This window comes from Mesorhizobium sp. 2RAF45 (assembly GCF_052115225.1).
Taxonomy (GTDB): domain Bacteria; phylum Pseudomonadota; class Alphaproteobacteria; order Rhizobiales; family Rhizobiaceae; genus Mesorhizobium; species Mesorhizobium jarvisii.
Genome location: NZ_JBFRGG010000015.1, coordinates 31,521 through 56,318 on the forward strand (window position 1 = coordinate 31,521; position 24,798 = coordinate 56,318).

A 24,798-nucleotide genomic window follows, 5' to 3' on the forward strand; every position below is an offset into this window, starting at 1 on the left:
CCTCCCTGGCCGGAAGGGCGACGGCGCCAACGCCATCGCCCCTTGCAGCCCGATATCAGTCGACGATGCAGCCGCAATCGGCCATCGAAGCCGGTATCTCGATGCCGAACGCGGCCATCGCCTTGCGGGAAATCGTTGCCATGTGATCCTTGTAGGCCGGGCGCGACGGCGCGATCGTCTTGGGATCCTTGCCCTTGAGGATTTCGGCGGCGATGTTGCCGGCGTTCATGCCGACCTGCGTGTAATTGACCGCGAAGCTCGCCGGCACGGTGCCGTTGCGGACCGCGCTGTCATCAGAGTTGACGACCGGGATACCGGCCTGGCGTGCGGCCGCGGAGACAGCGGCGATTGCCGGCTGGATCAGGTTCGAGGCCGGACCGTAGATCACGTCAGCCTTGCCGGCGAGCGAAGCGATGCGTTGCTGGATGTCATTGACGTTGTCGATGCCGATTTCCACGACCTCGAAACCGGCCGCCGGCGCCGCCGCCTTGATCTTTTCTATCAGGGCAACGTCATTGGCCTCGCCTGGATTGTAAGGCACCCCGAAGCGCTTGGCGTTCGGCAGCAGCTTCTTGGTGAAGGCCATCACCGCGGCGACATCCTGCAGATCGCTGGCGCCGGTCATGCCTTCGTCTCCGGCGTCCCACGACGGCACCAGCTTGGCCGCCACCGGATCGGTGACAGCGGCAAAGACGATCGGAATGCCGGAACCGGCGAGCGCCTTCTTGGCGATCTGCGATACCGGCGTGGTGATGGTGTAGATCAGCTTGGGCTGCTCCGCCTGCAGCTTGGCAATCATCTGCGGCACCAGCGATGCATCGAAGTTGGTATGGCTTTCGGTGTAGACGACGTCCTTGCCCTCGACAAAACCGTTGTCCGTCAATGCCTTCTTGAAGCCGGCTATGGCGGCATTGAGCTGCGGATGCTCGCCGAAATTAGCGATGCCGATGCGTATCTGATCGGCCGCGGCGCTGCCTGCGCTGACCATTAATGCGCCTGCCAGGGCCAATCCCGACAGCCAAGCGGACTTCGACTTCAACATCATTTCCTCCCAGATTTGATCAGCGCCGCCCACAGGACGGCAACTGCGGCGATCATGGTCAGTCGCCCGCCGTGTGTCAAACATTATATATAATTCTTGCCATACCTCCGCTTCATATATAATTTTCGCAAGCCGATGACGGACGGATGGCGATGCAGGATCAGAACAATTCCACGAAGACCGAGGCGGCCTATCAGCTGCTGCGGCGCGATATCCTGACCACCCGCCTCATGCCGGGCGCGCCGCTCAAGCTGAGCGCGCTGCGCGGCACATACGGCGTCGGCTGGACGCCGCTGCGTGAAGCCTTGTCCCGACTTGAAGCCGAGCGCCTGGTCACCGCCATCAGCAATCGCGGCTTTGCCGTCGCTCCCGTGTCGCGCGCCGAGCTCGAGGACCTGGCGCGCGCAAGGATGGTTGTCGAAATGCCGCTGTTCCTGGAATCGATCGCGAACGGCGGCAGGGAATGGGAGGACGCGGTCGTCACCGCTCATTACCGGCTCTCCCGGTGCAAGACCGCAGTCGAAGACCCTTCCGAGGCGGCCGTCGACAAATGGGACGAGAGCCACGAGGCCTTCCATGCGGCTCTGCTGAGCGCGGCGACGTCGAACTGGCTATTGCGCTTCCGCTCGACGATCGCCGATCAACTGCGTCGGCATCATCGGTTTCTCGGCCTGGCGCCGACATTGCGGGCGGCGGCCGGCCTCAAGGACGGCTATGGCGAGGCTATGGACGCCCTGCGCGAGGCGATCGCCATCGAGCATCACACCGCAATCATGGAAGCGGCGCTCGATCGCAATGTCGAGCGGGCAAAGGCGCTGATGACCGCGCATATCGGCTACACGCTGCATGTCTATGTCCACAGCGAAGACAACGGCGCCAACACCTACACCGCGCGCGCCGGCAGCCTGAAAGCGGTTTCCGGATGACGTTGCCGCGGCGTCCATATCCACGCGGCCATGGCCGGCCTGAACCCGCGACCGTTGGCATTTTGATTTCGTTTCGTTCCGCCGGAAATGGATCGATACACCGTACAAATCCGCTCTGTGGACGCCTCTCAAACGCCTGATGCCAAACCGCATCCAGGGGTAGGCCACAGGCCATTAACCAAAATGATTTCAATGAACCTGCGGGGAGCGGAAGCGGTCTAGCGCGGCCCGCTGCCGGGGCCAAATAATTTCGGACGCGTTAACAAATTCATTAAACTTTAAACAGTTGCGGAACACAACTGGAACAGATAGTGTTTGTTCTGGGTTTGTTTTTCGATTCTGATTCACACCCGTCGTTCAATGCCTTGGGGGCCGCCATGCTGACACGCAAGCAACATGAACTGCTGATGTTCATTCATGAACGGCTCAAGGAAAGCGGCATTCCGCCTTCCTTCGACGAAATGAAGGAAGCGCTCGATCTTGCCTCCAAGTCAGGCATTCATCGCCTGATCACGGCACTGGAGGAACGCGGCTTCATTCGCCGGCTGCCCAACCGGGCGCGGGCGCTGGAAGTGCTGCGGCTGCCGGATTCGATCGCACCCGGACTCAACGCGGCAAAGAAATTCTCGCCAAGCGTCATCCAGGGCAGCCTCGGCCAGGGTGGTCTTGGCCGCCAGATCAAGCCGGCGGCATCGCGCTTGCCCGCGGCCGGCAATAATGACGATGCGGTTTCCGCCGTGTCGATCCCGGTGATGGGTCGCATCGCCGCTGGTGTGCCGATCGATGCCATCCAGCATCAGACACATTCGATCTCGGTACCGCCGGACATGATCATGGGTGGCGAGCATTATGCACTTGAGGTCAAGGGCGACTCGATGATCGACGCCGGCATCTTCGACGGCGACACGGTCATCATCCGCAACGCCGACACGGCGAGCCCGGGCGAGATCGTCGTGGCGTTGGTCGACGAGGAGGAAGCAACCCTGAAACGGTTCCGCCGCAAGGGCGCCTCGATCGCCCTTGAAGCCGCCAACCCGGCCTACGAGACGCGCATTTTCGGGCCAGACAGGGTCAAGGTGCAAGGCAAGCTTGTCGGGTTGATCCGGCGCTACTGAGCAGGAACGGCAGGCTTTTCGGGTTTTTGATAGGGCGGCAGCCCCCTCGCCTCGCGCGAAAATTTTCGCTGCTCGTGCCAGGGCCGATATGGCCCGTCCACCGCGAAGCTGATGATTGGCGGACCTGTCGCCGATTGGCGGTCGAAGAAGACGGCGGCACTGCCCTTGCGGGCAAGTTGCCGTTTGGTGACGACAACAACCAGCGGATTGTGGCAGGAATCATAGCCGGTTGCGTCATTGACGACGATCAAATCGGCGAAGCCGCAAGCCTTCCAGGTGTCCTTGCGGTCTTCGACATGCGCGATGATCGCCCCTGACGGGTGCCGGGCAAGACAGACGCCATCCGTGCAATAAAACGGCGCTCCCGGCGGCAGATTGGCGGCATCGGCAATGTCGAATTGCCAGTCCGCCTTGTCGAACATCTCCGGCACGACGATGGTTTCGGACACCAGCGCGCGTTTCCAATTGTCGACGGTGAACTCGTTCGGGCGAGCCCGGCTGACCGCGAGTTCTCCACCGCCGATCGGCAGCGCCACCAAACGCGCATCTTCGGAAATCAGCACATCCGGGGCGCGCGTATCCGATACTGTCAGCAGGCCGGCAAGCGCGAATGGCACTGCCGCGAGCCGCAGCCAGGTCGTCGCCATCGTCGCGATGATCAGGGCGATGGTCACCAGCAGCACGGATTGCTGCGAAATCAGCCCGACCGCATCGACCGGGGAGCGCTCCGATATCCACGCCGATATGGCGATCATTGCGGTCAGGCCCTTGCCCATCACGTAAAGGAAGGGACCGTCGGCACCAAAGGGCATCGCAAGCGAACTGAGAACAGCGAAAGGCATGACAATCAGTGACACGATCGGCATGACGGCCAGATTGGCGAACAGGCTGAGCGGCGACACACGCTGGAAATGCCAGATGGCAAACAGCGCCGTGGCGCAGCCGGCGATGATGGATGTCATCGCCAACCCACCCGTCGCCAGCAGGAATTTTCGCGTGAGAAAACCCGGCAGGGATCGCTTTGGCGGTGGCGGTCTTGCCTTTCCCGCATGGTGATCCGCCCAGCCGGCATAAGCCCCGACCAGCGCCGCGGTCGCGGCGAACGACATCTGGAAGCTTGGGCCGACTACCTCATGCGGCGACACCACAATGACGGCGATCGCCGAGATCGCAAGATTGCGCATGGTCAGCGCCGCGCGATCGAACAGCACGGCAATCAGCATCACCGCCAGCATGATGAAGCTGCGTTCGGCCGCGACGACGACGCCGGAAATGACGAGATAGGCGGCGATCGAGAAAAGGGCCGCGGCGGCCGCATATTTCTTCACCGGCCGACGCGCGGAAAAGTCCGGAAACAGCGCGAAGGCGCCGCGCAGCAGCCCCATGATGGTACCGGCGACGAGCGCCATATGCAGTCCGGAAATGGAGATGATGTGATAGATGCCGGTGCGTCGCATCGCCTCGTTGATTTCATCGGGAATGCCGGCCCGCACGCCGACGATCAGCGCCGCCGCGATCTCACCCTCGGCACCGCCAACCGTGGCCCTGATGTGGTCGGCAATGGCTTCACGGGCATTTTCTATCCCCGAGAAAAGGCGGGCCGTGAGCGGCACCTCGTCGTCCGTGGCTGAGACAAGCTTTGGGTTGCCGAGAAAGAATCCGCTGCCGCCAATGCCGGCAAAATAGCTGTCGAAGGAGAAATCGTAACTGTCCGGCCGCACCGGACCGGTCGGCGGCAACAGTTTAGCATAGCCGGTGACCAGGGAGCCGGCAGTCATTTCCGCCGGGATATCTCGCGCCGAAAGCCTGACCCTTTCCGGCGCATAGCGCAGTTTCGGCCGGGCGGTCGACGTCACGTCGATGGTCAGCCGGATGCGGCCGGTCTCCATCCGGTCGAGCGAAACGACACGGCCGGTGACTTGCGTCGAGATTTCCGAACCCAGCATCTGGGTGCCCGCCCGCCATGTCTCGACCTTGGCGACAAGCAGGCCAAGCGCGCACAACAATGCCGCCGTGAAGCCCAGATGGGTTTTGGGCCAGGAGCGCGAAACAAATGCACAGACCGCCATCAGCACGACGACCGCGACAGGCTTTGCAAAATCAGGCTCCGTCGCGAGCGAATAATAGCCGATCGCTCCAGCGGCCAGACAAACCGGCACCAGCAGGAAGGCGATGCCCCGGTCAAGCTCGAGCTCCGCTGCCGTCGCCGCACTATGGCGTAGGCGAGGCCAGGAAACCCGGGCGAGTCGCCGCCGGACACGCACAATCCGGCCTGAAGCAGGCGGCGGAAGTGTCGCCGGCATATCCGCCTGCGGCGGCTGGCTGCCGGGTGCAGGCATAAGGGGCGATGGCAGTGGGTTCGCAAGGGGAGATGCAAACAACGACCGTTCGCTGACGCCAACACCAGCGTCCTCGCCCTGATCCGAGCCCCAGCCTCGTCCAGCCATCGGGTCCTGCCCCTTGCACCCCTGACGCCCTATGCTACATGAACGCGCGACGCGCGAAAGTCCGCGCGGCCGCACCCCGCTTCAGATGGTTTCCGAGAGTTTCATGTCCGACAAGGTCGTCACCCGTTTTGCCCCCTCGCCCACCGGCTATCTGCACATCGGCGGCGCGCGCACGGCTCTGTTCAACTGGCTCTATGCCAAACACACCGGCGGCACGATGCTGCTGCGCATCGAGGACACCGATCGCGAGCGTTCGACCGCCGCCGCGACGGCTGCCATCCTCGACGGCCTCTCCTGGCTCGGCTTGACCTGGGACGGCGACGCGGTCTCGCAGTTCGAGCGCGCGCCACGCCACCGCGAGGTCGCGGAGGAACTCGTGCGTCTGGGCAAGGCCTATTACAGCTACGAGACGCCGGCCGAGTTGGAGGCGATGCGCGAGGCAGCACGGGCCAAGGGCCTGCCGCCGCGCTACAACGGCCAGTGGCGCGACCGCGCCCCCTCTGAGGCGCCTGCGGGCGTCAAGGGCGCCATCCGCATCAAGGCGCCGACCGAAGGCGAGACGATCGTCCATGACCGCGTCCAGGGCGAGGTGCGCTTCCCCAACAAGGATCTCGACGACTTCATCATCCTGCGTTCGGACGGCAACCCAACCTACATGCATGCCGTCGTCGTCGACGACCACGACATGGGTGTCACCCACATCATCCGCGGCGACGACCACCTGACCAATGCGGCCCGCCAGACCGTGATCTACAACGCCATGGGCTGGGACGTGCCGTCTATGTCGCACATCCCGCTGATCCATGGCGCCGACGGCGCCAAGCTGTCGAAGCGCCATGGCGCGCTCGGCGTCGAAGCCTATCGGGCCATGGGCTACCTGCCGGAGGCACTGCTCAACTACCTGGCGCGCCTGGGCTGGAGTCATGGCGATGACGAGATCATGTCGATCAAGGACATGATCTCCTGGTTCGATATCGGCGACGTCAACAAGGGCGCTGCCCGCTTCGATTTCGCCAAGCTGGAAGCGATCAACGGCGCGCATATGCGGCGCATGGCCGACGCGAAGCTGTTGGACATCTTCATCGCCACTCTGCCCTATCTCGAGGGTGGCCCGGCGATGGCCGCGCGCCTCAACGAACACAACAAGGCGCAGTTGCTGGCGGCCCTTCCGGGCCTGAAGGAGCGCGCCAAGACGCTGGTCGAGCTCGTCGATGGCGCGGCCTATCTGTTCGCCACGCGACCGCTGCCGGTCGACGAGAAGGCGGCCCTCCTGCTCAACGACGACGCCCGCAAGATCCTGCGCGGCGCTCACGAAGCTTTGAATGCGTTTTCCGGCGACTGGACTGCAGCCGCGGCGGAAGCCGTGATCCGCGACTATGCGCTGGCCGGTGGCCACAAGCTTGGCGCCGTGGCCCAACCGTTGCGGGCCGCGCTGACCGGCAAAAGCACCTCGCCTGGCGTGTTCGACGTGCTTGCCGTGCTTGGGCGCGAGGAAAGCCTGGCGCGCATAGCGGATCAAATCGATTAGGAGCAAACTGGCCCAAGAAGATTGGCATTGAAAGGCGCGTTTCGCAGTGCAACATTAGGCCTTGGCCCAATCTGGCACGCACCTCCTAAAATGCGGTGGCGAATACGCGCATTGCGGTGATTTCGACGTGTCGCTCTGCAGAATTTGCCTTTGCCGGCATGAGGAAACAACAAGGAGTTTGCAATGACCGAAGCTGCGAAAAAACTGGATGTGGGCGGCGCGAACCAAGAGGCTACCGCAACGCTTCAATTCGCCGGCAAGACCCATGAATTCAAGGTGCGAAGCGGCTCCGTCGGACCCGACGTCATCGACATCGCCTCGCTCTACAGCACGACCGGCGCCTTCACCTACGACCCCGGCTTCACTTCGACGGCAAGCTGTGAGTCCGAGATCACCTTCATCGACGGCGATGCCGGTATTCTCCTCCACCGCGGCTATCCGATCGACCAGCTGGCCGAACACGGCGACTTCCTCGAAGTCTGCTATCTCCTGCTCTACGGCGAACTGCCGACCAAGGCGCAGAAGGACGATTTCGACTACCGCGTGACGCGCCACACCATGGTGCACGAGCAGATGTCGCGCTTCTTCACCGGCTTCCGCCGCGACGCGCACCCGATGGCGGTGATGTGCGGCGTGGTGGGCGCGCTGTCGGCCTTCTATCACGACTCCACCGACATCTCCGACCCCTACCAGCGCATGGTGGCGTCGATGCGCCTGATCGCCAAGATGCCGACGATCGCGGCCATGGCCTACAAGTACCACATCGGCCAGCCCTTCATTTACCCGAAGAACGATCTCGGTTTCGCGGCAAACTTCCTGCATATGTGCTTTGCGGTGCCGTGCGAGGAGTACAAGATCAACCCGGTGCTGGCGCGCGCCATGGAGCGCATCTTCATCCTGCACGCCGATCACGAGCAGAATGCCTCCACCTCGACGGTTCGCCTCGCCGGCTCGTCGGGCGCCAACCCGTTCGCCTGCATCGCCGCCGGCATCGCTTGCCTGTGGGGCCCGGCCCATGGCGGCGCCAATGAAGCGGCGCTCAACATGCTGGGCGAGATCGGCCATGTCGATCACATCCCGGAATTCATCGCCCGCGCCAAGGACAAAAACGACCCGTTCCGGCTGATGGGCTTTGGTCACCGCGTTTACAAGAACTACGATCCTCGCGCGAAAATCATGCAGAAAACGGCGCACGAGGTGCTGGGCGAACTCGGCATCAAGGACGATCCGCTGCTCGACATCGCGATGGAACTGGAAAAGATCGCGCTGACCGACCCCTATTTCATCGAGAAGAAGCTCTACCCGAATGTCGATTTCTATTCCGGCATCACGCTGAAGGCGCTGGGCTTCCCCACCACCATGTTCACCGTGCTGTTTGCGGTCGCACGCACCGTCGGCTGGATCGCGCAGTGGAAGGAGATGATCGAGGATCCGCGCCAGAAGATCGGCCGCCCGCGCCAGCTCTACACCGGAGCGCCGGAGCGCGACTACGTGCCGATCGCCAAGCGCTGACCGAAGCTGCCGTGATTAAAGAAAGGCGCCTCTCAGGGCGCCTTTTTTATATGGCGCAGCACAACGCCCGCCGCGATCTCACCCGACGGCTTGTCTGTCGCCATGCGCCGCGCAATCTCCGCAAAGCCGTCCTTCTGCCAGGCGCGCATGCCGCTGTCGGCAAACAACGCTTCCAGTTGGCGAGCCAGATTGTTCGGCTTGACGTACTCGTTGTAGAACTCCGGGATGAGCGCGCGATCCGAGATGAGATTGGGCAGCAGCGCCGACCAGACGGAAACAAGATACGGCGCAACGGCACGGGCGACCGGATCGAGCCTGTAGGACGACACCATCGGCACACCAGCCAAAGCCAGTTCCAGCGACACGGTCCCCGATGCGATCAGCGCGGCATCGGCCTTGCCGAAAGCCTGCCATTTGCGTTGCGGATCAACGATGATTTCGGGTTTTTCGTCCCAACGATTGACCGAGGATTTGACGAGATCGGCGACATGCGGAACCGTCGGCAGCAGCAGTCGCAGCCGATGCCCGCGCGCGCGCAGCATCGACACGGTCTCGCCGAATGGTTCGATCAGTCGCCGTACCTCGCCGCGCCGCGAGCCCGGCAGGACGAGCAATGTCTTGATCCGGTCCTGGGCAAGATCGCGCGGCAAGGCCTGCGCCTTCTGGGAGGCAAGCACGCCCGCATCATGCGTCAGGCGATGCCCGACATAGGTGCCCGGCGGGCCGCCCAGCCGGTCGAGTTCCTTCACCTCGAACGGCAGGATGCAGAGGATATGGTCGACATAGGGCTTCATCGCCACCGCCCTGCCCGGCCGCCAGGCCCAGACGCTCGGGCAGACATAATGGATGATCGGTATCGACGGATTGGCTGCCCGTACCTTCCTGGCGACGCGCAAGGAAAAGTCCGGACTGTCGATGGTGACCAGGCAGTCCGGCTTTTCTTCGGCAATGGTTTTGGCCAGTTGGCCGATCCGCCTGATGAGGCGCGGCAGGTCGCGCAGGACGGCGCTGAAACCCATCAGCGCGATCTCACCGGCATCGAAGGGCGACACCAGGCCCAATTCGCCGAGATGCCGGCCGCCGAGGCCGACGAGCCGCACCTCGCGACCTGTTATCTGGCGGAGTGAACGCACGATGTCGGCGCCGAGCAGATCACCCGATTCCTCGCCGGCGACGATCGCGATCTTCAACGCCCTGTCAGCCATGTGCAGGCTCCGCTGCGGCCAGGCCGACGATGAACAGACCAAGTTCATTGGCGCGCGACAGGGTTGCGGGGCCTTCGAGGATCAGTGAGCGCCCCGCTTCGACGGCAATGCCGGCAAGCCCGGCCGCATATGCCGCTTCGACCGTCTGCGGCCCGATGGATGGAAGGTCCGCGCGCAGTTCCTGGCCAGGCTTGGCACATTTGACCAGGACACCGCGGGTCTTGCCGGCGATGCGGCCGTGACCACGCAGCAGTTTGGCGCGGTCGAGCAATCCGGCCGTACCCTCGATGCCCTCGAGCGCAATGGCCCGGCCGCCGACCGCGATCGCCGCCTGGCCGATATCCAGCGCCCCGATGGCCTTCGCCGCGGCAAAGCCTGCCTCGATGTCGCGCCAATCCGATTTCTGCGGCACCGCTTTGGTCAAGACCCCTTCGGCGGCGACCAGGCTCGGCACGATTTCGTGGGCGCCCATGACGTTTATCCCTCGGGCCTCGAGACCGCGCGCCACCACCTTCAACAGGCCATCGTCGCCACGCGCCAGCGCCATGACGACAATTGGTATCACCGCCAGCAGGCTAAGGCTTGGGCGCAGATGCGTCAGCCTTGGCCGGCGCTTGATCTCGCCGGCAAGCACCAGATGGGTAATCCGGTGGCGTTTGAGCAAAGGAATAAGCGAGCCGATCGCCTCCAGGGCAAGGGTCTCATGCTCGTACCGGCACAATTCCGGCAGACGGTCGGCTTCGCCCTCCATGAGGACGATGAAGGGCGGATAACCTTGCCCGGCCGAGCCCGCCGCGACTTCGACCGGAAGACTGCCGCCGCCTGCGATGATGCCGACCCTGGCATCTGGCGGGAGATCAAGACCGGCGGAAGCGGCCTCAGTCTTCATCGTCGGTATCGTCGCCATCGCTGCCTTTTAGCGATGGCACTGCATAGTGCCGCTTGCCGCGACTGCTGATGAAGTCGACGATCTTCATGGCGGTCGGCGAAGAGGCGAACTCGGCCTTGGCGAATTCGATGTTCTCGCCAACGGTGCGAGAGCGGTCGAAAATCGTCCTGTAGGCTTTGCGCAACAGATAGATTTCGGAACGCGGCAGACCGGCGCGCTTGAGGCCGATGATGTTCAAACCGCGCAAGCTGGCGCGGTTGCCGACGGCAATGGCATAGGGAATGACGTCACCAACGAAGGCCGAGCACCCACCAAGAAAGGCATTGTCGCCGACACGCACGAATTGATGAACGGCACTGAGGCCGCCTATATAGACGTTGTCGCCAATCTCGCAGTGGCCGCCCAGCGTCGCGCCATTGGCGAAGGTGGCGTTCTTGCCGACAACGCAATCATGGGCGATGTGGGCGTAGGCAAGGAAATTGCCATTGTCGCCCACTGTCGTTTCGCCGCGGCTGGTGTCGGTCCCGACATGCATCGTGACGCCTTCCCGGATGGTGCAGTTGGCGCCGATGACCAGCGTCGTGCGGCCGCCCTGGTGTTTGGTGTTCTGCGGCGGTGCGCCCAATGTCGCCATCGGATAGACCTTGGTCGAGGCGCCGATGGTGGTCGCGCCCATGACGGAGACATGGCTGACCAGTTCGACACCATCGCCGATCACGGCATCGGCGCTGATATGGCAGAACGGCCCTATGCGCACACCCTGACCGATTTGAGCGCCCTCTTCCATGACGGAGGAAGGATGGATTGAAGTCTTGATTTTCATAAGCACTCGATCGTCAGTCGCCGGTGACCATCATGGCTGAAATCTCGGCCTCGGCCGCCTTGGTGCCATCGACCAGGGCTTCGCAGGCGAATTTGAGCAGGTTGCCGCGCTTCTTGATTTTCTTGACGTGAATCTTCAACTGGTCGCCGGGAACGACCGGTTTGCGGAATTTGGCATTGTCGATGGTCAGGAAATAGACCAGCGACGGCTTCGACGCCCCAAGGCTGCGGATGCAGATGGCGCCTGCCGTCTGCGCCATGGCCTCGACGATCAGCACGCCCGGCATCACCGGCTGCTCCGGGAAATGCCCCTGAAAATGCGGCTCGTTGATGGTGACGTTCTTGATGCCTACGGCGGAATCGTCGCCATCGATGTCGACGATGCGGTCGATCATCAGGAAGGGATAGCGGTGCGGCAGGAGCTTCATCAGCCCCAGTATGTCGACCGCTTCCAGCGTCGTCGCCGCCACCATATCAGCCATTGTCCTTGCCCTGCTTGCGTGCCCTGGCCATCGTGCGCAACATGGCTATCTCCCGCATGGCTTCCGCCATCGGCTGTGCCGGATAACCGCCCCAGATCTCGCCGGCGGGAACATTGCTCATAAATCCACTTCTGGCGGCAAGCTTGGCTCCTGAGCCGATGGTCAAGTGATCCGCGAGTCCGACGCCGCCGCCCATCGTAACGTTGTCACCCACGACCACGGAACCGGAAATACCTGAAAGCCCGGCCACTATGCAATTGCGGCCGATGCGGACGTTATGGGCGATCTGCACGAGATTGTCGATCTTGGTGCCCTGACCGATGATCGTATCGGACATGGCGCCGCGATCGACGGTGGAATTGGAACCGATCTCGACATCGTCCTGGATGACGACCCGTCCGATCTGGGGAACGCGTTCTGGACCCTTGGCACCGCCGACAAAGCCGAAGCCGTCCTGGCCGATCCTGGCGCCGCCGTGGATGATGACCCGATTGCCGATCAGCGCATACTGGATGCTGGCGCCCGGGCCGACATAGCCGTCACGGCCGATCTGGCAGGATTGTCCAATAACCGCGTTTGGCGCGATGACGGTGCCCTTGCCGATCGAGACGCCTGGCCCGATGACCACACCTGCCTCGATAATGGCGCCGGCTTCGATATGCGCGGTCGGATCGATATGGGCATGCGGTGAAATACCGGTCTCACTGGTCATTGGACCCGGCGTGGCAGCTGTCGGAAACAGCAGTCGGCCGACCAGGGCGAATGCCTGTTGCGGACGCGGATGGACCAAAACGGCGACGCTGGACGGCGCCTTGTTGGCGAATTCCGCCGGACACAGCACCGCGGCCGCCCGCAATGACGGCATCAGCGCGGAATTGCGCCTGCCATCGACGAAGACGAGCGCATTGGCACCGCCTTCGTGGGCCGGCGCCAGCGCCTCGATCGAAACGTCGGATTGGCCGGAATCGACAAGCACCGAGCCGGTCAGATTCGCGACTTCGGCCGCCGTATACCGGCGTGATGGCGCGAAGAACACCGGATCGGTCATTCCAGAAGCTATATCCAGCTAGGTCGGAACATTTCTCCCGGATCCAAAAAACCCGGGAGCATCGTTAGCCGCCGATCAGAAGCGGGTCGATATGCCGAAGTTGAATTCCTGCACGTCGTCGCTCGCTTCCTTCCTGACCGGGATCGCATAGTCGATACGGATCGGACCGAACGGCGAGGCCCACATCAGGCCGACACCGACTGAAGCGCGCAATTTCATGCCAACCGACGACTGATCAACCAAGCTCTGGTTGCCGATCTTGTTACCGTAGAGCGTTGCCGCGTCGGCGAATACGGCGCCACGCAGGCCGAAGCTCTCGGGAACGACCGGCAGCGGGAACTGGGCCTCGGCAGAGGCGTTGAAATAGGTCGTGCCGCCCAGATGGTCGCCAACACCAGCAGAGTCGACCGGACCGATGCCGCCATAGGCAAAGCCGCGGATCATGCGGTCGGTGCTCTGGAACTGATCGAAGATGCGCAGACCACCTTCGTTGCCGTAACCCTCGACGTGACCGGCGCCACCCGAAATGAGGCCGACAAGGTCGAGTTGCTCGGACAGCGTCTGATAGACGCTGCCGCGACCGGTGATCTTTACGAATTTGGCATCGCCGCCGAGACCCGCGACCTCCACGGTCGTGTTGGCGTAGATACCCTCATGCGGGTTCTTCATGTCGTCGATGGTGTTGTAGACCAGCCCCAGGCTGACCGACGACTTGATCCAAGGACTTTGATCAATGCCATCCAAGATGGCCGGCGAAATCGTGCAGGTGCCGTCTGGATCTCCGACGCTGGTAGGACCGCAACTGTCGTCGACCTTGTACTTCTCTTGAGCGATATTGTACGCCAGCTGGGTCGTGATGCTGTTGGTGATCGGCAGTCCGAAGCGGATTGTCGCGCCCGTGGTATCGCTGTCGTAGTTGTTATTGTACTCCCTCGTCGACTTGTAGATGTCAAAGCCGGCGGCAATGCGCCGTCCGAGGAAATACGGCTCGGTGAACGAAAGGCTATAGTCGCGCGAATTCTTGCCGCCACCGGCTGAGATCTTGATGAACTGGCCTCGGCCGAGGAAGTTGCGCTCGGTGATCGAGCCTTCGACGGACGGGCCTGCCGTGTCACCGCCGGTCGAATAGCCGGCGCCAACGGAGAATTCACCCGTCGACTTCTCGACCACGTCGACAACCAGCACCACCTGATCGGGCTGCGAGCCGGGCACTGTCGAGATTTCGACTTTGTCAAAATAATTCAGGTCTTCCAGACGCTTCTTCGCGCGCTGGATGAGCACCTGGTTGAACGCATCGCCTTCGCTGACATCGAATTCGCGGCGGATGACATAGTCACGCGTACGGTCGTTGCCGCGGATCTCGATGCGTTCGATATAGGCCTTGGTGCCCTGGTCGACCGTATAGACCACCGAAATCGTATGGTTCTCGAAATTGCGGTCGCCGCGCGGCGTCACCTGCGCGAAGGCATAGCCTGAACCGGCCACCTTCTCGGTGAGAGCGATGATGGAGTCCTCGACATCCTTGGCGTTGTAGACATCGCCCTTGTGGGTCTCGACCACCGATTCCAGCGACTTGGAGTCGACTTCCGGGATCGTGCTTTCGACGCTGATATCGCCGAAATTATAGCGCTCGCCTTCCTGGACGGTGATGGTGACCGTGTATTTGTTCGTCGCATTGTCGAGTTCGCCGACGGCCGACACGACCTGGAAATCGGCGTAGCCGTGATTGTAGTAGAAGCGGCGCAGCAGCTCCTGGTCGGCGCGCAGCTTGTCCTCGTCATAGACGTCGTCGCGCAGGATGAACGACACCCAGGATGAGCGTTTGGTGTTGATCACGTCCGACAAACGACGGCTCGAATAGGCACTGTTGCCGACGAAATTGATCGCCGCGATCTGCGTGCGGTCGCCTTCGGTGATGTGGAACACCACGTTCACGCGGTTGTCGCCGAGTTCCATGATCTGCGTGGTCACGCCGGCATCATCGCGGCCGATGCGCCTGTAGGCGGCCTTCACGGCCTCGACGTCGGAATCGAGCGTCGCTTGCGAGAATGTGCCGCGCGGCTTCAGCTGAACCGCCGCCTCAAGCGCATTGTCCTTGAGCTTCTTGTTGCCCTGGAACAGCACCTGGTTGACGACCTTGTACTCGGCAACCTTGACCACCAGCGTCGAGCCGACCTGATTGATCTGGACGTCCGAGAACAGGCCAGTGCCGAACAGCGCCTTGACGGCCGCATCCACATCGGAACTGGAGAAGGCCTTGCCCGGCTTGATGGTGATGTAATTGCGGATGGTATCGGCGTCGACACGCTGGTTGCCGCTCACCTCCACCCTGCTGACGACAGCGGCTTCAGCCGCCGATGTGGCAACGAATTGTACTGCGAGCGCACCTGGCACGACCAGAGCGGCGGACAGTGCCGCCGCTGACGCGGCGCTCAGAAACTTGGATGCTGCCTTCATCGGGCTTAATAACCTTTTCTCGTAGTCCCCACGGCGAGAAAACCGGACGTGCGGTAATTTCCCCTACCGTATTAACCGGATTTTCCCTACACGCAAGGCTTCTGGTTAATTTGTATTTACTTAACCCTGGTGCGTGGCTTTCGCGTCACTCATATCCCCGTGCATGGTAAACGGCGTCTCAACATCGACCATGCCAAAGCCAAATTTCTTCATGATTTCAGCATCCAAACAGATCGTTCCAGAACACGAAACCCATGAAGCACAAGACCAGGAGCAGACCGGCCCGATAGGCCATTTCCATCATCCGTTCCGACACCGGCCGGCGAATGACGGCCTCCACCCCGTAGAACAACAGATGGCCGCCGTCGAGGGGGGGAATCGGCAAAAGGTTTAGAAAACCTATGCCAATAGAGAGCAGTGCGACGAGCTGCACGAGCCATTCGAAACCGAGTTTCGCCGCCTTGCCGGCCATGTCCGCGATCTTGACGGGACCGCCCAACTGGCACTTGTCCTCGCGCCCGACGGCGAAACGCTGCAAGAACTGGCCGGTGCGCTCGATGACGTGGCCTGTTTCCTCAACTGCCGCCGCAACCGCCCCGACCGGGGTGTAGGTGATGAGACGCGGCTGACCGAGTTCCTTGTTGTTGACGACGCCGATCACCGCGACCTTGACCTTGTTGCCGAGCGCGTCTTGCTGCTCCATCAACTGCGGCGTCGCGGTCACCGTGACTTCCTTGCCGTCGCGCAGCATGACAAAGGTGATGGTATCGCCGGCGCGGCCCGAGACCAGCCGCTGCACATCGCCAAAGGTTTCGACCTTGCTGCCGTCAACACTGACGAATCGATCGCCAGGCTGGATGCCGGCCTTTGCCGCCGGACTGTCCGCCGTGACTTCCGCCACCATGGGCTCTGCGACATAACGCCCATAGGAGGCAAACAGCACGGAAAAGACGACGATCGCCAGCAGGAAATTGAACAGGGGCCCGGCCACCACGGTCGCCGCTCGCTTCCAGATGGCCTGTGTGTGGAAGGCAACCTTGCGCTCCTCGTCGGTCAGCGTTTCGAGATCTTCCGGGGTGGGCTGGCTGGAGGTGGCGTTCATGTCGCCGACAAATTTGACATAGCCGCCAAGTGGAATGGCGCAAAGCTTCCAGCGCGTGCCATGCCGGTCGTTGAAGCCGATGAGTTCGGGACCGAAGCCGATCGAGAAGGCCTTGACCCCGATGCCGCACCAGCGGCCGACGAGGTAGTGGCCCATCTCGTGGACGAACACGACCACGGTCAGCACGAAGAGAAACGGCACGAGCGTGCCGAGAAAAAAGCCTTCGGTGCTGAAAATCGCGTGAAGAATCCCGTTCAACTCATGCCCTCAAATTCTTCCGCTGTCGCGGTGACTGTGACATCAATCCAGGCGAATCCAAGGCACGCCCGCACCAGATCGTGAAACGACACCGTTCAAATCGGAAACAGCCCCTGCGCCGGATGATCGGCGCCCGCCGAAATCCAGCCAATGACGTATAGAGCAAGAGCCGCCGCGACAAGCCCGTCGACACGGTCCATGACGCCGCCATGGCCTGGAATGAGCACGCCCGAATCCTTGCGGCCATGCCGCCGTTTGACCCAGGATTCGAACAGGTCTCCGGCCTGGGCGATAATCGAAAGCACAAGCGCCACGAAGCCAAGCAGCGCCAGATTGCCGGCACCGGCGACTGCTGCCAGCATGACCCCGGCGACAACGCCACCGACCGCGCCGCCGACCGCGCCGCTGCGCGTCTTGCCGGGCGAAATCGACGGCGCCAGTTTGGGACCACCGACGGCGCGCCCGACGAAATAGGCAAAAATGTCGGTCGCCCAGACCACCGCGAACAGGAACAGGATGGCGACGAGGCCCGGATGGTCGCCATCGCGCAACAACGCAAGCGACAGGCCGGACACGCTGGCATAGGCAAGACCGCTTGCCTCCCACTGCCCGGCCTTACGAACCAGGGCGGCAATCGCCGTAACGGCGATCAGAATCACGACAAGCAGCAGCAGCCACGATGCGGCAAGCCCGACAATCAAGGCGCCGATGAAAACGACGACCAGCGCCTCGGGCAGGAAGCCCAGCCCATTGGCCGCGGCGGGCCGCGACATGCGTGTCCACTCGTAGAAGATCATCGCCGACATGGCCGCGCACAGCAGTCGGAATGGCAGGCCGCCAAGCCAGGTCAGGCCAAGGGCGATGACGGCAAGCACGACCGCTGAAATGACGCGGAGCTGAAGGTTGCTCATCCCGCGGCCGGTCGCGAAGCGACGTCTTGCGGGCCCAATCCGCCGAAACGGCGCTCGCGGCCGGCAAATTCGCGCAACGCCTCGGCAAGGTGTTCGCGGCTGAAGTCAGGCCAATAGCAAGGCAGGAAGACGAGTTCGCTGTAGGCGGCCTGCCACAAGAGGAAGTTGGACAGGCGAAGCTCGCCGCTGGTGCGTATGACCAGTTCCGGATCGGGAATGCCTTGGGTGTCGAGACAGCCGGCAAAGCTCTCTGCGGTGATCGATTCGGCGTCGATTTCGCCGCGCGCCGCGGCCGAGGCAAGCTTGCGCGCCGTGCGAACGATCTCGTCGCGCCCGCCATAGTTGAAGGCGATCACCAGCGTCAGGGACTCGTTACGGGCGGTGAGCGATTCGGCCTCTTCGAGCAACCCTCGGATGTCGGCCTGCAGCCCTGCCCTGTCTCCGATGATCCTGACCCGTACGCCGCTCTGGTGCAGTTCGGCGAGATCACGGCGGATGAACAGCTTCAATAGCCCCATCAGGTCGCTGACCTCGGCCTTCGGCCGCGACCAGTTCTCCGACGAGAACGCATAGACGGTCAGGAACGAGATGCCGAGATCGGGCGCCGCGCGCACCGTCTTGCGCAATGCCTCGACGCCTGCGCGATGACCGGCGAGCCGAGGCATGCCGCGCGCCTTGGCCCAGCGTCCATTTCCATCCATGATGATCGCGACGTGCGCGGGCGTTGTCATGATCTCGCTTTCGGGTCAGCCGGCCGCCAACCCTAAACCTGCATGATTTCAGCTTCCTTGTCGGAAAGCAGATGATCGATGGTGCTGATCGTTTCGTCTGTAAGCTTCTGGACCTGATCCGAACGTTTGCGCTGATCATCCTCGCTGATAACGCCGTCCTTCTCGGCCTTCTTCAGGAAGTCCATGCCGTCGCGGCGCACATGGCGCGCGGCGACACGGGCATTCTCGGCATAGCCGTGCGAGATCTTGACCAGTTCCTTGCGGCGCTGCTCGTTGAGCTCCGGCAGCGGAATCCTCAGATTGGTGCCGTCGACGATGGGGTTGAAACCCAGGTTGGATTCGCGGATGGCGCGATCGACGGCGCCGACCATCGACTTGTCCCAGATCGACACCGAGATCATGCGCGGCTCCGGCACCGTGACGTTGGCGACCTGGTTGATCGGCATGGTGGTGCCGTAGGCTTGCACCTGGATGGCATCGAGCAGATTGCTGGAGGCGCGGCCGGTCCGCAGCGAAGCCAGGTCATGCTTGAACGCGGCGATTGCCCCATCCATGCGCCGCTTGAGATCGTCGTACTCACCACTCATCCTAGTCTCCTCGACCCGTCTGCTGCGGGTTCACTGCTTCGGGGCAAGGCCCCGTTCGAGCCTGATTTTCGAAAAGCCGGTTTCCCCTTTGTAGGGATCAGGCCCGGGATCAATCGTCCGCGACGACCGTGCAGCGGCCGCCGCCCCTCAGAATATCGCCGAAACCACCTTTTTCGTGGATCGAATAGACGATTATCGGAATGTTGTTTTCGCGCGCAAGTGCAATCGCAGCCGTATCCATGATGGAAAGGCCTCGATTTATGACTTCGGCATGGCTGATGCGCTCGAAACGCGTCGCTTTCGGATCCTTTTTCGGGTCGGCAGAATAGACGCCGTCGACCTGCGTGCCCTTGAACAACGCATCGGCGCCGATTTCGGCCGCGCGCAGTGCCGCCGCCGAATCAGTGGTGAAGAACGGATTGCCGGTGCCGCCGGCAAAGATCACCACCTTGCCCTGGTTCATGTAGGCGGTGGCCTGGCGCTGTGAAAAGCTTTCGCACAACTCCGGCATGGCGATCGCGGACAGCACCACGGCGTCGACGCCGATCTTGTTCAGCGAGGTGCGCAACGCCAGCGAATTGATGACCGTGGCAAGCATGCCCATGTGGTCGCCGGTGACCCGGTCCCCGCCCTTGGAGGCGACGGCCACGCCGCGAAAGATATTGCCGCCGCCGATGACGACGCCGACCTCGATGCCCAGAGCGCGGGCCTCGGCGATGTCGGCGGCGATGCGATCCACGACCGAGACATCGATGCCGAAATGCTGTTCGCCCATCAACGCTTCGCCCGACGCTTTCAGCAAGACACGTCGGTAGAGGGGCTTCACCGTCATCTGGTCCTCGTCATTTTTGTATGTGGTCACGCCTGGGCTGGCCGCCCTCGCGCAGGCGTCGCGCCCCGAACATTGGCACGATGCCGAGTTCCGATACACGAAGGGCGCCGCGATGTCACGCGGCGCCCGACCGGCAAATTGGTGGCAGCCTGCCGGATCGATCAGCCGGCGGACACGCTGGCTGGCTCGCCCTCGACAAGCACCGGCAATGCGTAACCGGAGGGCTTGTCGCCGGTCGCAGCGCCGCCTGTGACGCGCGCCTGTATCTGCGGCCCAAAATAGGAATAGGGGAACGGCGTCGGCGTTCTGCTGACCGAATCCAGCCGGTCGCGAAGCGCTGCCGGAATCTCGAAGTCCAGCGCGCCAAGATTGTCCTGTATCTGGGCCAGCGTGGTCGCACCGAGGATGACTGTTGCGATCCCCGGCTGCGTCGCCACCCAGTTGAGCGCGACCTGTGGCATGCTGCGGCCGAGCTCGGATGCAACCTTCTCGAGTTCGGTCACGATGGCCCAGTTGCGCTCCGTGAATTTCTGGAAGCCCGGATGCGTCGAATTGCGGAACCCGTCGAGCCGGCCCACATTTCCGGCCTGGGCCGGCCGATACTTGCCGCTGAGCAGCCCGCTGGCCAGCGGGCTCCAGACCATGATGCCGGCGCCATGGCGCGTGCCGAAAGGCACGAACTCGTTCTCGATCGCGCGTTCGGCCAGGGAGTATTCGAGTTGCAGGGCCGAAACCGGCTCATACCCGCGCAGTTCGGCGATCGCCTGCGCGCGCCCCGCATACCAGGCCGGCACATCGGACAGGCCGACATGGCGCACCTTGCCCATCCGCACCAGGTCATCCAGCGTACGCATGACCTCTTCGGCCGGCGTCAGCCTGTCCCACACATGCATGAGATAGAGATCGATATAGTCGGTGCCCAGCCGCTTCAGCGAGGCATCGACCGCCCGCATGATGTTCTTGCGGCCGTTGCCGCCGGCATTCGGATTGCCCGGCTGCATGTTCATGGTGAACTTGCTGGCGATCACCGCGGTGTCACGCAAGCCCTGCTCGGCGATGAATTCCCCAAGCCAGGCTTCGGCCGTGCCGCCGGTGTAGAGGTCCGCCGTGTCGAAGAAATTGCCGCCCGCCTCGACATAGGCGTCGAACATCGCCCGGGCTGTGTTCCTGTCGGCTCCCCACCCCCATTCCTTGCCGAAAGTCATCGTGCCCAGAGCGAGCCGGCTGACCCTGAGGCCGCTGTTGCCGAGCGTGTAATAGGTCATGGTCATGATCGTCTTCCAATGCTTGCTGGTGAATGCCGCGGTGTCACTGGCCCGCCGTGTCATTGCCCGGCGTTGCCTTGACCCAAACGTTGCCGCGCTCATGCGTCATGTGGAACGCGAAGCCGTCGACCTTCCAGCCGGCGGTGGAGCGCGTCAGGTGATGCTCATAGGTGCCCCAGACTTCCCAAAGCGGGTCGCCATTGCCCTCCATCCGGTTCCAGGCATAGCCGTTCGAGCGGACCGTCGCCGTGTTCGCCTCGAGAACGACCTGATGATTTGTGCGCAGATGCAGGCTTGTCTTGCTGCCCTTGAGGTTGCCGGCCCAGGCGCCGATCAGGTCGTCGGAGGCGATGTTGGCCGCCTGCTGCCCGGACAGGCTGCTGAAATCGGCGGTAACCCGATCCGCGAAATAACTGCGCGCCAGTTTCCAGTCCTGCGCGTCGACGGCGCGGTCGATGGCGTCGGCGATCCGGATGACCGCGCGTTCGTCCGCAAGTGCCTGCCAGCCGGAGGGTTCCGCCCCGCCGGCATCGATCGGCGCCAGCGCCATGCCTGCCGCGAACGTCACGTGCTTCAACGCATTCATGTCTCTTCTCCTTGATGCAACCAGCCAATTGCCAATGTGTGGGCGCCGGTGCGTTGGCGACAATGTGGACCCCGGCGGAGGCATCGATAAGATTGCATTGTTCGCAAAGACCATGCGATATTGCTCATGAATGGATCGCGATCTCCTCATACATCTGCCTGTGATCGTTGCCGTTGCCCGGCGTGGCGGCTTCGCGCTCGCGGCGGCCGAACTCGGCATGAGCCCGTCGGCGGTCAGTCACGCCGTACGGCTGGTCGAGGAGCGTATCGGCCAGCCCTTGTTCGCGCGCACGACGCGCAGTGTTTCGCTGACCGAATCCGGAAAGGCGCTGGTGGAGGCCGCGGCTCCTGCCCTTCAGGATATTGGTGAACGGATCGATCGAATCCGCAGCGTCAAGGGCAGGTCCTCCGGCTTGCTCAGGATCAACGCCTCCACCATCGCGATTCCGTTGGCGGTGACGCCTGTCGTCGCGGCGATGGCCGAGCGCTATCCGGACGTTACGGTGGAGATTTTCGCCGACCAGGGGCTGGTCGACATCGTCGGCGAAGGCTTTGATGCCGGCATCCGGCTAGGCGAGATGATCGCGCAGGACATGGTGGCCGTGCGGCTCACGCCTCCGTTCAAAACCGTCATCGTCGCCTCTCCCGCCTATATCGGACGCCGCGGCCGTCCGCGCAGCGTGGCCGATCTCGCCAACCACAATTGCATCGGCTACCGGCTTGTCCGCTCCGGTGCCCTCTATCGCTGGGATTTGACCGAAGACGGCAAGGATGTCGTGGTGCAGACCGGCGGTACGGCCATCGTCACGGATTCGCTCGCAGCGATTGACCTGGCGCTTGCCGGAGTGGGCCTTGCCTATATGTTCGAGCCGCTGGCGCGCGCCGATCTTGCGGCCGGCCGCCTAGTGCAGGTTCTGCCGCAATCGGCAATCGAGGAACCCGGCCTTTTCCTCTATTTTCCGCGCCGGGCGGCGATGGCGCCGAAACTGCGGGCCTTTATCGACACCGCACAAGAAATCAGCCGGACATCTCTGCGGACGTCCGGCCGAAAAACGCTTTTGGAATAAAGCAGTAGGAAGTTTACTTCTTGACCGCCGCCGCGACTTCCGCTGCGAAATCGGTCTCTTCCTTTTCGATGCCTTCGCCGAGCGCGAAGCGCAAATAGGCCGTGATCTTGGCCGGCGCGCCGATTTCCTTTTCGGCATCCTTCAGCGCCTTCTCGACGGTGATGTCGGGATTGAGCACGAAGGCCTGCTTCAGGAGCACGACTTCCTCGTAGAACTTGCGCATGCGGCCCTCGACCATCTTTTCGATGATCGCTTCCGGCTTGCCGGACTGGCGCGCCTGATCGGAGAAGATCGCCTTCTCGCGCTCGACCGCTGCCGGATCGATCTGCTCCGCCGTCAGCGCCATCGGGTTGGTGGCGGCGACATGCATGGCGACCTGACGGCCAAAGGCGTTGGCGGCATGTTCATTGCCTGTGGTTTCGATCGCGACCAGCACGCCGAGCTTGCCGAGGTTGTCGGCAACCGAATTATGGACATAGGTCGCCACGGCACCATGCGGCACCGTGAGCTTCGCCGAGCGGCGGAAGCTGATATTCTCACCGATGGTGCCGACAGCGTCCTTGATCACCTCGGTGACAGTCTTGTCCGAGCCGGGATACTTGGCGGCAGCCACCGCCTCGGTCGTGCCGTAGGCGAGCGCCACCTTGGCGATGTTGCGGACGAGCTCCTGAAACTGCTCGTTGCGGGCCACAAAGTCGGTCTCGGAGTTGACCTCAACAATGGCAGCTTCGCGCACGCCGGCATCGACGCCGATCAGGCCTTCGGCCGCGGTGCGGCCGGCCTTCTTGTCGGCCTTGGAGATGCCCTTCTTGCGCAGCCAGTCGACGGCCTCTTCCATGTTGCCGTTCGTCTCGTTCAACGCCGCCTTGCAGTCCATCATGCCCGCGCCGGTCAAGTCGCGGAGTTCTTTGACCTGTGCAGCCGAAATGCTCATTGTCGCCTCTTTGTTTTAAATGCACCGACGCACCACCGGTACTCGATGATGCGTCCGTTTAGCGTGCCAAAATATTAGAAAGATGAAGGCCGGAACCGGCCCTCGCCGTTTTACGCCTGCGGGGCCTCGGTCGACGGAGCCGGATCGAGCGCCGGCTCGACCGGGGCTTCGACCGAAGCGCCGATATCGACGCCGAGCGCGCCCTGCTGACGGGCGATGCCGTCGATGGCAGCCTTGGCGATCAGGTCGCAATAGAGCTGGATGGCGCGGGCCGCGTCGTCATTGCCGGGGATCGGGAAGTCGATCTTGTCCGGATCGCAGTTCGAATCGATGATGGCGACCACCGGAATGCCGAGGCGCTTGGCCTCCAGGATGGCGATCGCTTCCTTGTTGGTGTCGATCACGAACATCAGGTCAGGCGTCGAGCCCATGTCCTTGATGCCGCCGAGCGCCTTGTCGAGCTTCTCGCGTTCGCGGTCGAGATTCAGGCGCTCCTTCTTGGTCAGGCCCTGGGCCTCGCCGGCCAGCATCTCGTCGAGCTTGCGCAGGCGCTGGATCGAATTCGAGATCGTCTTCCAATTGGTCAGCATGCCGCCGAGCCAACGCGAATTGACATAGTACTGGGCCGAACGCTGCGCCGCATCGGCGACGATGTCGGACGCCTGGCGCTTGGTGCCGACGAACAGCACGCGGCCGCCCTTGGCGACGGTGTCGGAAACCTGCTTCAGCGCCTGGTGCAGCAAGGGAACCGTCTGCGAGAGGTCGATGATGTGGATGTTGTTGCGGGCGCCATAGATATAGGGCGCCATCTTCGGGTTCCAGCGGTGGGTCTGGTGGCCGAAGTGAATGCCAGCTTCCAAAAGCTGGCGCATGCTGAAATCAGGCAGAGCCATTCTCATTTTCCTTTCCGGTTAGCCTCCACGGACACAGGCATTTTTGGACTTTGTCCTCGAACGCCACCGGAGGTTTCAGCCGGATTTCTCCCGGGCAGACACCAAAGTCCGTGTGTGGAATGAGCGCGCATATAGAGGGGAAGCGCGACAAACGCAAGCG

At 62.6% G+C, this 24,798-nt stretch carries 22 protein-coding genes; 5 read left to right on the forward strand and 17 right to left on the reverse strand.

The annotated features are described in order from the left end of the window. Positions 1-55: 55 nt before the first annotated feature. On the reverse strand, positions 56-1,042 hold the full coding sequence (locus AB4Z43_RS27855; protein ID WP_441939837.1) for an ABC transporter substrate-binding protein: 987 nt from the start codon (positions 1,040-1,042) through the stop codon (positions 56-58). Between the two features lie 152 nt (positions 1,043-1,194). Here AB4Z43_RS27855 and AB4Z43_RS27860 point away from each other — a divergent pair, with 152 nt between their 5' ends. Together AB4Z43_RS27860 and lexA are read left to right on the forward strand one after the other, a co-directional pair. Then, entirely contained in the window at positions 1,195-1,968 is a 774-nt protein-coding gene (locus AB4Z43_RS27860; protein ID WP_441939839.1) for a GntR family transcriptional regulator, read from the forward strand. Between the two features lie 377 nt (positions 1,969-2,345). Then, entirely contained in the window at positions 2,346-3,083 is a 738-nt protein-coding gene (gene lexA, locus AB4Z43_RS27865) for a transcriptional repressor LexA (protein ID WP_020628877.1), read from the forward strand. On the opposite strand, the gene AB4Z43_RS27870 is transcribed toward lexA, so the two are convergent. Continuing rightward, positions 3,077-5,530 (reverse strand): ComEC/Rec2 family competence protein, encoded by a 2,454-nt coding sequence (locus AB4Z43_RS27870; protein ID WP_441939842.1) that lies wholly within the window; start codon positions 5,528-5,530, stop codon positions 3,077-3,079. The genes lexA and AB4Z43_RS27870 overlap by 7 nt on opposite strands. Before the next feature lie 103 nt (positions 5,531-5,633). Here AB4Z43_RS27870 and gltX point away from each other — a divergent pair, with 103 nt between their 5' ends. Together gltX and gltA are read left to right on the forward strand one after the other, a co-directional pair. Continuing rightward, positions 5,634-7,058 (forward strand): glutamate--tRNA ligase, encoded by a 1,425-nt coding sequence (gene gltX / locus AB4Z43_RS27875; protein WP_064985725.1) that lies wholly within the window; start codon positions 5,634-5,636, stop codon positions 7,056-7,058. 183 nt (positions 7,059-7,241) lie between these two features. After that, positions 7,242-8,570 (forward strand): citrate synthase, encoded by a 1,329-nt coding sequence (gene gltA / locus AB4Z43_RS27880; RefSeq protein WP_019858188.1) that lies wholly within the window; start codon positions 7,242-7,244, stop codon positions 8,568-8,570. Positions 8,571-8,602: 32 nt separating this feature from the next. On the opposite strand, the gene lpxB is transcribed toward gltA, so the two are convergent. From lpxB to AB4Z43_RS27945, 13 genes are all read right to left on the reverse strand, one after another. Beyond that, a complete protein-coding gene (lpxB, locus tag AB4Z43_RS27885) occupies positions 8,603-9,775 on the reverse strand; it encodes a lipid-A-disaccharide synthase (RefSeq protein ID WP_441939844.1) in 1,173 nt (390 codons plus the stop codon). Continuing rightward, complete coding sequence (locus AB4Z43_RS27890; protein ID WP_441939846.1) at positions 9,768-10,682, reverse strand: LpxI family protein; 915 nt, start codon at positions 10,680-10,682, stop codon at positions 9,768-9,770. Before AB4Z43_RS27890 ends, lpxB begins: the two co-directional genes overlap by 8 nt. Next, positions 10,654-11,487 carry an acyl-ACP--UDP-N-acetylglucosamine O-acyltransferase gene (gene lpxA, locus AB4Z43_RS27895; protein WP_027046851.1) on the reverse strand — a complete coding sequence of 278 codons (834 nt, stop codon included), beginning with the start codon at positions 11,485-11,487 and terminating at the stop codon, positions 10,654-10,656. The genes AB4Z43_RS27890 and lpxA overlap by 29 nt, the downstream gene beginning before the upstream one ends. Positions 11,488-11,500: 13 nt before the next feature. Next, the gene (fabZ, locus tag AB4Z43_RS27900) at positions 11,501-11,968 is read right to left on the reverse strand and encodes a 3-hydroxyacyl-ACP dehydratase FabZ (protein ID WP_020628878.1); all 468 of its coding nucleotides are present in this window, start codon (positions 11,966-11,968) and stop codon (positions 11,501-11,503) included. Beyond that, positions 11,961-13,016, reverse strand: a complete 1,056-nt coding sequence (lpxD, locus tag AB4Z43_RS27905; RefSeq protein WP_019858194.1) for a UDP-3-O-(3-hydroxymyristoyl)glucosamine N-acyltransferase — start codon at positions 13,014-13,016, stop codon at positions 11,961-11,963. Before lpxD ends, fabZ begins: the two co-directional genes overlap by 8 nt. 75 nt (positions 13,017-13,091) lie before the next feature. Next, positions 13,092-15,473: an outer membrane protein assembly factor BamA gene (gene bamA, locus AB4Z43_RS27910; RefSeq protein ID WP_441939849.1), complete on the reverse strand. Its 2,382-nt coding sequence runs from the start codon at positions 15,471-15,473 to the stop codon at positions 13,092-13,094. 217 nt (positions 15,474-15,690) lie between these two features. After that, entirely contained in the window at positions 15,691-16,833 is a 1,143-nt protein-coding gene (gene rseP / locus AB4Z43_RS27915) for an RIP metalloprotease RseP (protein ID WP_064985510.1), read from the reverse strand. Between the two features lie 95 nt (positions 16,834-16,928). Continuing rightward, positions 16,929-17,744, reverse strand: a complete 816-nt coding sequence (locus AB4Z43_RS27920; RefSeq protein WP_064985512.1) for a phosphatidate cytidylyltransferase — start codon at positions 17,742-17,744, stop codon at positions 16,929-16,931. Continuing rightward, the gene (locus tag AB4Z43_RS27925; RefSeq protein ID WP_019858199.1) at positions 17,741-18,475 is read right to left on the reverse strand and encodes an isoprenyl transferase; all 735 of its coding nucleotides are present in this window, start codon (positions 18,473-18,475) and stop codon (positions 17,741-17,743) included. Before AB4Z43_RS27925 ends, AB4Z43_RS27920 begins: the two co-directional genes overlap by 4 nt. 32 nt (positions 18,476-18,507) lie before the next feature. Next, positions 18,508-19,062: a ribosome recycling factor gene (gene frr / locus AB4Z43_RS27930; protein ID WP_010909550.1), complete on the reverse strand. Its 555-nt coding sequence runs from the start codon at positions 19,060-19,062 to the stop codon at positions 18,508-18,510. Between the two features lie 109 nt (positions 19,063-19,171). Further along, a complete protein-coding gene (gene pyrH, locus AB4Z43_RS27935; RefSeq protein WP_038646872.1) occupies positions 19,172-19,894 on the reverse strand; it encodes a UMP kinase in 723 nt (240 codons plus the stop codon). A 161-nt stretch (positions 19,895-20,055) separates the two neighbouring features. Further along, positions 20,056-21,165 carry an aldo/keto reductase gene (locus AB4Z43_RS27940; protein ID WP_038652721.1) on the reverse strand — a complete coding sequence of 370 codons (1,110 nt, stop codon included), beginning with the start codon at positions 21,163-21,165 and terminating at the stop codon, positions 20,056-20,058. Positions 21,166-21,202: 37 nt separating this feature from the next. Beyond that, entirely contained in the window at positions 21,203-21,745 is a 543-nt protein-coding gene (locus AB4Z43_RS27945) for a nuclear transport factor 2 family protein (protein WP_027046854.1), read from the reverse strand. Positions 21,746-21,875: 130 nt separating this feature from the next. Here AB4Z43_RS27945 and AB4Z43_RS27950 point away from each other — a divergent pair, with 130 nt between their 5' ends. Then, a complete protein-coding gene (locus AB4Z43_RS27950) occupies positions 21,876-22,811 on the forward strand; it encodes a LysR family transcriptional regulator (RefSeq protein WP_019858204.1) in 936 nt (311 codons plus the stop codon). Between the two features lie 13 nt (positions 22,812-22,824). Here the strand turns inward: AB4Z43_RS27950 and tsf are convergent, their stop codons facing one another. Both tsf and rpsB read right to left on the reverse strand, forming a co-directional pair. Next, entirely contained in the window at positions 22,825-23,745 is a 921-nt protein-coding gene (tsf, locus tag AB4Z43_RS27955; RefSeq protein ID WP_019858206.1) for a translation elongation factor Ts, read from the reverse strand. A 110-nt stretch (positions 23,746-23,855) separates the two neighbouring features. After that, on the reverse strand, positions 23,856-24,638 hold the full coding sequence (rpsB, locus tag AB4Z43_RS27960) for a 30S ribosomal protein S2 (RefSeq protein WP_010909556.1): 783 nt from the start codon (positions 24,636-24,638) through the stop codon (positions 23,856-23,858). Between the last annotated feature and the right edge of the window lie 160 nt (positions 24,639-24,798).

What these genes read in the sequence shown, in the direction of transcription:
- AB4Z43_RS27950 (WP_019858204.1), top strand. Translation starts at nt 21,876, where the DNA reads ATGGATCGCGATCTCCTCATACATCTGCCTGTGATCGTTGCCGTTGCC.
- AB4Z43_RS27945 (WP_027046854.1), bottom strand. Translation starts at nt 21,745, where the DNA reads ATGAATGCGTTGAAGCACGTGACGTTCGCGGCAGGCATGGCGCTGGCG.
- lpxD (WP_019858194.1), bottom strand. Translation starts at nt 13,016, where the DNA reads ATGACCGATCCGGTGTTCTTCGCGCCATCACGCCGGTATACGGCGGCC.
- AB4Z43_RS27890 (WP_441939846.1), bottom strand. Translation starts at nt 10,682, where the DNA reads ATGGCGACGATACCGACGATGAAGACTGAGGCCGCTTCCGCCGGTCTT.
- pyrH (WP_038646872.1), bottom strand. Translation starts at nt 19,894, where the DNA reads ATGACGGTGAAGCCCCTCTACCGACGTGTCTTGCTGAAAGCGTCGGGC.
- gltX (WP_064985725.1), top strand. Translation starts at nt 5,634, where the DNA reads ATGTCCGACAAGGTCGTCACCCGTTTTGCCCCCTCGCCCACCGGCTAT.
- AB4Z43_RS27870 (WP_441939842.1), bottom strand. Translation starts at nt 5,530, where the DNA reads ATGGCTGGACGAGGCTGGGGCTCGGATCAGGGCGAGGACGCTGGTGTT.
- fabZ (WP_020628878.1), bottom strand. Translation starts at nt 11,968, where the DNA reads ATGGCTGATATGGTGGCGGCGACGACGCTGGAAGCGGTCGACATACTG.
- lpxA (WP_027046851.1), bottom strand. Translation starts at nt 11,487, where the DNA reads ATGAAAATCAAGACTTCAATCCATCCTTCCTCCGTCATGGAAGAGGGC.
- frr (WP_010909550.1), bottom strand. Translation starts at nt 19,062, where the DNA reads ATGAGTGGTGAGTACGACGATCTCAAGCGGCGCATGGATGGGGCAATC.
- lpxB (WP_441939844.1), bottom strand. Translation starts at nt 9,775, where the DNA reads ATGGCTGACAGGGCGTTGAAGATCGCGATCGTCGCCGGCGAGGAATCG.
- AB4Z43_RS27860 (WP_441939839.1), top strand. Translation starts at nt 1,195, where the DNA reads ATGCAGGATCAGAACAATTCCACGAAGACCGAGGCGGCCTATCAGCTG.
- AB4Z43_RS27855 (WP_441939837.1), bottom strand. Translation starts at nt 1,042, where the DNA reads ATGTTGAAGTCGAAGTCCGCTTGGCTGTCGGGATTGGCCCTGGCAGGC.
- AB4Z43_RS27920 (WP_064985512.1), bottom strand. Translation starts at nt 17,744, where the DNA reads ATGAGCAACCTTCAGCTCCGCGTCATTTCAGCGGTCGTGCTTGCCGTC.
- lexA (WP_020628877.1), top strand. Translation starts at nt 2,346, where the DNA reads ATGCTGACACGCAAGCAACATGAACTGCTGATGTTCATTCATGAACGG.
- rpsB (WP_010909556.1), bottom strand. Translation starts at nt 24,638, where the DNA reads ATGGCTCTGCCTGATTTCAGCATGCGCCAGCTTTTGGAAGCTGGCATT.
- AB4Z43_RS27925 (WP_019858199.1), bottom strand. Translation starts at nt 18,475, where the DNA reads ATGACAACGCCCGCGCACGTCGCGATCATCATGGATGGAAATGGACGC.
- tsf (WP_019858206.1), bottom strand. Translation starts at nt 23,745, where the DNA reads ATGAGCATTTCGGCTGCACAGGTCAAAGAACTCCGCGACTTGACCGGC.
- bamA (WP_441939849.1), bottom strand. Translation starts at nt 15,473, where the DNA reads ATGAAGGCAGCATCCAAGTTTCTGAGCGCCGCGTCAGCGGCGGCACTG.
- AB4Z43_RS27940 (WP_038652721.1), bottom strand. Translation starts at nt 21,165, where the DNA reads ATGACCATGACCTATTACACGCTCGGCAACAGCGGCCTCAGGGTCAGC.
- gltA (WP_019858188.1), top strand. Translation starts at nt 7,242, where the DNA reads ATGACCGAAGCTGCGAAAAAACTGGATGTGGGCGGCGCGAACCAAGAG.